Source organism: Thermocatellispora tengchongensis (assembly GCF_014202315.1).
GTDB classification, from domain to species: Bacteria; Actinomycetota; Actinomycetes; order Streptosporangiales; family Streptosporangiaceae; genus Thermocatellispora; species Thermocatellispora tengchongensis.
In genome coordinates this window covers 425,334-432,602 of sequence record NZ_JACHGN010000010.1, presented here as the reverse complement: position 1 = coordinate 432,602, position 7,269 = coordinate 425,334, and the positions used below count along the sequence as shown (strand labels likewise).

The following is a 7,269-nucleotide window of genomic DNA, read 5'->3' as shown; positions in this document are numbered from 1 at the left end:
TGGAGGAGGAGCGCAGGGAGCGAAGCGACCGGAGCGACGAGGGAAGACGCGACCCTGCAGGGCGCCCAAGCCCGCCCGTGCGGAGCACGGGCCATAAACACAGACGGGATCGTCCTCCGGCTTCGAAAGCACCCCCCAGCCCTTCCGAAGCGGGAACGACCCCGTCTATGTCTGGGATAACGCGGAGGTCTCAGGGGTTGTTCCCCTTCTTCCCATCAAATCCAGTGATCTGGCTCACGTCGGGAGGGAAGGGGTCATGGGGTTGCAAACAGAATAGTAGCGATATATCGTTGAGGCATCGAGAGCGATCGACGGTCGATCGCCTGGACGACAGGGGGACCTGACGATGACACACGTACATGCGATGGGCGGCCCGTGGCCCGGGCGGCATGCGCATCACGAGATCAAGCGTGAGGTGCGGCGGGCCGCCGTGGAGGCGTTGCGGTCGATGGCCGCCGCCTGGCAGCAGGGGGGCGGGCCGGGGCGGGGGCCGGAGGACGAGCCGTTCGGGGAGCGGCGGCGGGGGCCGCACGAGCACCGGCCGCGGGGGCCTCGCGGGATGCGGGGGCCGTTCCCGTTCGACTTCGGGCGGGGGTTCTTCGGCGGGCCGGGCTGGCACGGGGGCCGGGGCGGCGGGCGTGCGCGCAAGGCGAAGCGCGGTGACGTCCGGGCCGCGATCCTGGCGCTGCTCGCCGAGGAGCCGCGCAACGGCTACCAGATCATCCAGGAGATCGCCGAGCGCAGCCAGGGCGGCTGGAAGCCGAGCCCGGGGGCGGTCTACCCGGCGCTGCAGCAGCTCACCGACGAGGGCCTGGTGCGGGCGGAGGAGAGCGAGGGACGCAAGACCTTCCAGCTCACCGAGGCCGGCCGGGCGTACGTCGAGGCGCACGCCGACGAGGTGCGCGCCCCGTGGGAGGACATGACGCCCGACGTCGACGACAACACCTGGGAGCTGATGGACCTCGCGCGGCAGTCGGCGTTCGCGATGGTGCAGATTCTGCAGACCGGCACCGACGCGCAGATCCGCCAGGCGAGGCAGACTCTAGTGGAGACCCGCCGCAAGCTGTACCAGATCCTGGCCGATGGCGACCCCGCCGAGGAGTGACCTCCATGACCGCTCGTGATGATCTCCGCATCGGTGACGCGGAGCGCGACGCGATGATGGGCGCCCTGCGCGAGCACTACGCGCAGGGCCGCCTGACCCTCGAAGAGCTCGAAGAGCGTCTGGACCTGACGCTCGCCTCCCGCACCAGGGGCGAGCTCGCCAAGATCGCGGAAGATCTGCCCGAGCCGCACGAGTCCCGCGCCCCCGCCCTGCCGGAGCGAGCGCGCCGCCACCACCATCACCACGGGTGGCGGCCCGGCGGGCCGCCGCCGTTCCGCGGGCGCGGGCACGGGCCGCACCCGGGGCCGATCGTGGCCGTCATCGCGGTGATCGCGCTGTTCGCCGGGTTCGGCGTGCTGAAGGTGCTGTTCTTCGCATGGCTGGCGATCATGGTGATCGGGTTCGCGCACCACCATCACCACCGGCACCACCGGCCCCGGCCCCACTCGTACGGGCCCTGACCGCGCGCGGTCAGCCCATCTCCTCCAGCGGGCGGCCCTTGGTCTCGCGGACGAAGAGCAGTACGAAGACGAACGACAACACGGCGAAGGCCGCGTAGCCGACGTACGCTCCCGAAAGCGACCACTCCGCCAGGCTGGGGAAGGTCACGGTGATCAGCCAGTTGGCCAGCCACTGGGCCGCCGCGGCCACCGACAGGGCTATCGCGCGCACCCGGTTGGGGAACATCTCCCCCAGCAGCACCCAGACCACCACGCCCCACGACAGGGCGAAGAACAGCACGAAGACGTGCGCGGCGACCAGGGCGATCACGCCTTCCGCCGGCGGCAGCGAGACCTGCTCGCCGGTCTTGATCGCCGTGCTGAACGCGTACGCCGCCGTGCCCAGCGCCACCGCCATGCCCGCGGAGCCGACGAGGAGCAGCGGCTTGCGTCCCGCCCGGTCCACCAGGGCGATGGCGATGAACGTGCCGATGATGTTGATGATCGACGTGGAGAAGCTGATCAGCAGCGAGTCGCTCTGGTTGATGCCGACCGACTGCCACAGCGACGCCGAGTAGTAGAAGATGACGTTGATCCCCACGAGCTGCTGGAACGCCGACAGCGCGATGCCGACCCACACGATGCCGATCAGCCCGAGCGCCGGGCCGCGCAGGTCGCGGAGCCGGGGGCGGCGCTCGGTGCGCAGCACGCCGCGGATCTCCGCCATGCGCCCCGTCACGTCCACGCGGTCGCCCTCGACCTCGCGCAGCACGCGCTCCGCCTGGGCGGTGCGACCGGCCGAGATCAGGAACCTCGGCGACTCCGGGATCACCGAGGCGAAGACGAGATACAGCACCGCGGGCAGGAAGCAGGCGCCCAGCATCCACTGCCATGCCTGCAAGCCGACGATGACGTTGTTCACGTTTCCCCCGGCGAACTGCGCGATGGCGTAGTTGGCGAGCTGCGAGACCGCGATGCCCAGCACGATGGCGAGCTGCTGGAAGGAGCCCAGCCTGCCCCGGTACGCCGGCGGCGCCACCTCCGCGATGTACGCGGGGCCGATCACCGAGGCCATGCCGATCGCCACGCCGGCGAGCACGCGCCAGAAGGTCAGGGCCCAGATCGAGAACGGCAGCGCCTGCCCGATGGAGCTGATCGCGAACAGCGTCGCGGCGACCTGCATCGTACGGGTGCGGCCGAACCTGTCGGCGATCCCGCCCGCGATCCAGGCCCCCAGCGCCGAGCCGAGCAGCGCCGCCGCGACCGTGGCGCCGATCACCACCGCGCCCACGTCGAAGTGCCGCTGGATGCCGGTCACCGCCCCGTTGATCACGGCGCTGTCGTAGCCGAACAGGAAGCCGCCTATGGCCGCGGCGGCGGTGATGAAGACGACATGGCCGAGATGTTCCTGGCCCGCCGTCGTCGTTGTCGTGGCGCCCATGCCGCTCTCCACCCCCGTAGACCCGTTGTCACGCTCCCCGGGAGCCCCCATCGGCACCCGGGAAGACGCACAACGCCCAACGCACTACCCGGGGAAGCGGCCGGAGAACGTCCGGTCGCGACACCGCCGGGCGCGCGCGGTCACAGGCGGGGATCGACCGGCTCCGACTCCAGGGCCAGCACCGCGAAGACGGGCTCGTGCACGCGCCACAGCGGCTCGCCGGCCGCGAGCCTGGCCAGGGCCTCCATGCCGAGGGCGTGCTCGCGCAGCGCCAGCGAGCGCTTCTTGCCCAGGAAGCGCCGGCGCAGCTCGGGCAGGCTCTCGGTGTAGTCGGGGCCGTAGATGATGCGCAGGTACTCCCGTCCGCGCACCTTCACCCCCGGCTGCGGCTCGCGTCCGCCGGCGGCGGGCGGGCCGGCGGGCTTGACCACCATGCCCTCGCCGCCCGCCTCGGTCAGCGCCGTCCACCACTCGACGGCCTCCCGGCAGGACTCGGGCGAGCCGAGGTCCACGATCAGGCTGCGGGTGGGGGTGAGCAGGTCCGGGGCGGAGGCGCACGCGGCGGCCAGCCGCTCCAGGTGCCAGGTGTGCGGGTGCTCGCGGGCGAGCAGGCGTCCCTCGGCGGCCAGGATCTGGAACGGCGCCAGGCGCACGCCGTCCAGCCCGGTGACCGGCCAGCAGTACCGCGCGTACGCCCGCCGGAACCGCGCCGCGTTCTCCTCCCGCCGCCGGGTGCGCTCCAGCAGGGCGGAGACGTCCAGGCCGCGCCCGGCCGCCGCCTCCAGGGCCGCCACCGCCCGCGGCAGCGCGGCGCGGGCGGCGGCGCCGACGGAGGCGTACTGCGACTTGATCAGCTCGCCCGCCTTGGCCGACCACGGCAGCAGCTCGCAGTCCAGCGCCAGCCAGCCGGTGTCCAGTTCCTCGAACAGGGGCCCGGCGGCGGCGCGCAGCCGGTTGACCAGCTCGGCGAGCAGCGCCGGGTCGGGGAAGAACGGCCGCCCGGTGCGGGTGTAGACGGCTCCGGCGCTCCCGTCGGTCACGCCGAACCGCTCGGCCGCGATCTCGGGGGTCCTGGCGAGCACGGCTATCGCCCGCGAGCCCATGTGCTTCTCCTCGCACACCACCTGCGCCACGCCGGCCGCGCGGTACTCGGCGAACGCCTCCTCCGGGTGCTCCAGGTACCCGTCCAGGGCGGAGGTCTCCGGGGGCGCCATGGTGGGCGGCAGGTAGACCAGCCAGCGCGGGTCCACCGCGAACCGGCTCATGATCTCCAGGGCCGCGGCGGCGTTCTCCTCGCGCACCTTGATCCGGCCGCCGCCGGCGATCTCGACGTGCCGGGTGCCCGCCACGTCGCCGATGGCCGGGGCGAGCGGGTCGCGGTGGCCGGGCGCGGCGAGCGGGCGGGCCGGCTCGTACCAGACCCGCTGCGCGGGCACGGAGACCAGCTCGCGCGAGGGGTAGCGCAGCGCGGTCAGCCTGCCGCCGAAGACGCAGCCGGTGTCCAGGCAGATCGTGTTGTTGATCCACTCCGGCGCCGGCACCGGCGTGTGCCCGTACGCCACCAGCGCGCGCCCGCAGTACTCCGTCGCCCACGGGTAGCGCACCGGCAGGCCGTACTCGTCGGTCTCGCCGGTCGTGTCGCCGTACAGCGCGAACGCGCGCACCCGCCCGGACGCCCGCCCGTGGTAGGCCTCCTTCAGCCCGGCGTGCGCGACCACCAGCCGGCCGCCGTCGAGCTGGTAGTGCGCGATCAGGCCGTCGGCGAACTCCCGCACCGCCGCCACGAACTCGGGCGGCTCGCGTTCGAGCTGCTCCAAGGTCGCCTCCAGGCCGTGGGCGACCTTGACCTTGCGCCCGGCCAGCGCGCGGGCCAGCTTCTGCTCGTGGTTGCCGGCGACGCACAGCGCGGTCCCGGCGGCGACCATGCCCATGACCAGGCGCAGCACCCCGGGCGAGTCGGGGCCGCGGTCCACGAGGTCGCCGACGAAGACGGCCGTACGGCCCTCGGGGTGACTGGCGCCGATCGGCGGGCCGTCCTCACCGGCGCGCTCCAGCCGCCACCCCAGCTTCTCCAGCAGCGCCTCCAGCTCGGCCCGGCAGCCGTGCACGTCGCCGATGATGTCGAACGGCCCGGTCAGGTGCCGCAGGTCCGACCACGCCTTGTCGTGGCGGATCACGGCGGCGTCGATCCGGTCCACGCCGCGCAGCACGTGCACGCGCCGGAAGCCCTCCTTGGCGATCCGGCCCATCGAGCGGCGCAGGTCCTTGCGTTGGCGCACGATGACGCTCGGGCCGAAGTCGCGGTCGGGGCGCGCGGCGTTGCGGCGCACCGCAACCTCCTCCGGCACGTCGAGCACGATGGCGTCCACCAGGACGTCGTGCTTCCTGGCCAGCTCCACGAGCGCGCGGCGCGCCTCGTACTGGACGTTGGTGGCGTCCACCACGGTGAGCAGGCCGCGGCGCAGCCGGGTGCCGACGATGTAGTGCAGCACGTCGAAGGCGTCCACGGTGGCGGCCTGGTCGTTGGGGTCGTCGGCCACCAGGCCGCGGCAGAAGTCGGAGGAGATCACCTGCGTCGGCTTGAAGTGCTTGGCCGCGAAGGTGGACTTGCCGCTGCCCGAGACCCCGACGAGCAGCACCAGCCCCATCGCGGGCACCCGGACCTCCACGGGTCCGGCGACCGCGGCGTCCCGCGTGTCAGTCACGGGCGAACACCCCCATCTGCGTCGGCGGCCCCACCTCGGGGTCCTCGTCTCCCACCGGGCGGTACTCGACCCGGTAGCGGTAGCGCGCGCACACCTTCTCCGCCCAGGCGGCGAACTCGGCGCGGGTCCACTCGAAGCGGTGGTCGGGGTGGCGCAGGCCGGTCAGCCCCTCGTAGCGGACGTTGTGCTCGGCGTTCGGCGTGGTCACGATCACGTGGCCGGGGCGGGCGACGCCGAAGACCACGTGTTCCAGCGCGTCCAGGCGCGGCGGGTCCACGTGCTCGACGACCTCCATGAGCACGGCGGCGTCGTATCCGGCGAACCGCTCGTCGGTGTAGGTCAGCGCGCCCTGGAACAGCTCCAGGCGGGCGCGCTGCCGCTCCGGCATCCGGTCCAGCCGCAGCTTGCGCGCGGCCATGGCCAGCGCCCGGGTGGACACGTCGGCGCCGGCGATCTTCGTGATCGCCGGGCGCTTGAGCAGCTCGGCGATCAGCTCCCCCGAGCCGCAGCCGAGGTCGGCGACGCTGCGGGCGCCGATCTCGTCCAGCACGGCCAGCACCGCCTCCCTGCGCCGCACGGTGAGCGACACGCGCGGCTCCTCCGCCGGCGCGGCCTCCCCGTCGGGCACGGCTCCGGCCGCCGTCTGCTTCTCGTCCGGCGCGGCTCCGGCCGCCACTTCTTCATCCGGGGCGGCTCCGGCCGTCGCCGTCTCCTCCTCCGGTACGGCTCCGGTCGCGGCCGGTTCCTCCGCGACCGGGGGCTCCAGTGACTCCTCCAGGTCGTCGCCCAGCTCGGCGAGGCGGGCGAACGCCGTGCGGGCCAGGGCCCAGCGGCGGCCCAGGTAGCGGCGGGTGATCAGGGCGCGCTCGGGGTGGGCGGCCAGCCAGCCCTCCCCCGCCCTGATCAGCTTGTCCACCTCGTCGGCCGCGATCCAGTAGTGCTTGGCGTCGTCGAGGACGGGCAGCAGGACGTACAGGTGGTTCAGCGCGTCGGCGAGGCGGACCTCGCCGGACAGCTCCAGGCGGACGTACCGCGACTCGCCCCACTCGGGGAACTCCTCGTCCAGCGGTATCGCCTCCGCCTCGACCCGCCAGCCCAGCGGCTCGAACAGGCTGCGGGCCAGGCCGGGGCCGCCCCGGCAGGGCAGCGCGGGCAGCGCGACCGACAGCGGCAGCGGCGTTCCGGGCAGTTCGGGGCGCGCGGCGCAGCGTCCGGCGCGGGCGGTGCGGAACACGTCGCCGAGCGCCACCGCGAGCAGCGACGAGGCGGCGTACGGCCGGTCGTTGACGTACTGGCCGAGGGAAAAGTCCGGCGAGGTCCTGCCGCGCGAGCGGACCAGGCGCACCGGATCGACCTCCAGCAGCAGCGCCGCGGTGCACCGGTCCTCGTCCGCCTCGGGGTAGAAGACGTGCGCGGTGCCGAACGACTGGCCGAACTCCTGTACGCGCCCTGGATGTTTGTGCAGCAGGAAGCCGAGGTCGGTCGCGGGCCGGGCCGTGGTCGTGATCGTCAACAGCACGGACGCCAGTCTGGCGCACAGCACCCCGGCCCCGCGACCGGAAATATCGCACTATGGCG

The 7,269-nt window shown here is 73.3% G+C and carries 5 protein-coding genes; 2 read left to right on the top strand and 3 right to left on the bottom strand.

Going from position 1 to position 7,269, the window contains the following annotated elements:
• The first annotated feature begins 346 nt into the window (after positions 1-346).
• Both HNP84_RS24995 and HNP84_RS24990 read left to right on the top strand, forming a co-directional pair.
• Positions 347-1,105, top strand: a complete 759-nt coding sequence (locus tag HNP84_RS24995) for a PadR family transcriptional regulator (protein ID WP_185052298.1) — start codon at positions 347-349, stop codon at positions 1,103-1,105.
• A 5-nt stretch (positions 1,106-1,110) separates the two neighbouring features.
• Positions 1,111-1,566 (top strand): DUF1707 SHOCT-like domain-containing protein, encoded by a 456-nt coding sequence (locus HNP84_RS24990; RefSeq protein ID WP_185052297.1) that lies wholly within the window; start codon positions 1,111-1,113, stop codon positions 1,564-1,566.
• A 10-nt stretch (positions 1,567-1,576) separates the two neighbouring features.
• Here the strand turns inward: HNP84_RS24990 and HNP84_RS24985 are convergent, their stop codons facing one another.
• The 3 genes from HNP84_RS24985 to HNP84_RS24975 all read right to left on the bottom strand — a co-directional run bounded on the left by HNP84_RS24985 (position 1,577) and on the right by HNP84_RS24975 (position 7,210).
• Positions 1,577-2,986 (bottom strand): sugar porter family MFS transporter, encoded by a 1,410-nt coding sequence (locus tag HNP84_RS24985; protein WP_185052296.1) that lies wholly within the window; start codon positions 2,984-2,986, stop codon positions 1,577-1,579.
• Between the two features lie 140 nt (positions 2,987-3,126).
• Complete coding sequence (locus HNP84_RS24980) at positions 3,127-5,691, bottom strand: polynucleotide kinase-phosphatase (RefSeq protein ID WP_312925653.1); 2,565 nt, start codon at positions 5,689-5,691, stop codon at positions 3,127-3,129.
• Positions 5,684-7,210, bottom strand: coding sequence for a 3' terminal RNA ribose 2'-O-methyltransferase Hen1 (locus HNP84_RS24975; RefSeq protein ID WP_185052295.1), 1,527 nt, complete (start codon positions 7,208-7,210; stop codon positions 5,684-5,686). The genes HNP84_RS24980 and HNP84_RS24975 overlap by 8 nt, the downstream gene beginning before the upstream one ends.
• Positions 7,211-7,269 lie beyond the last annotated feature (59 nt).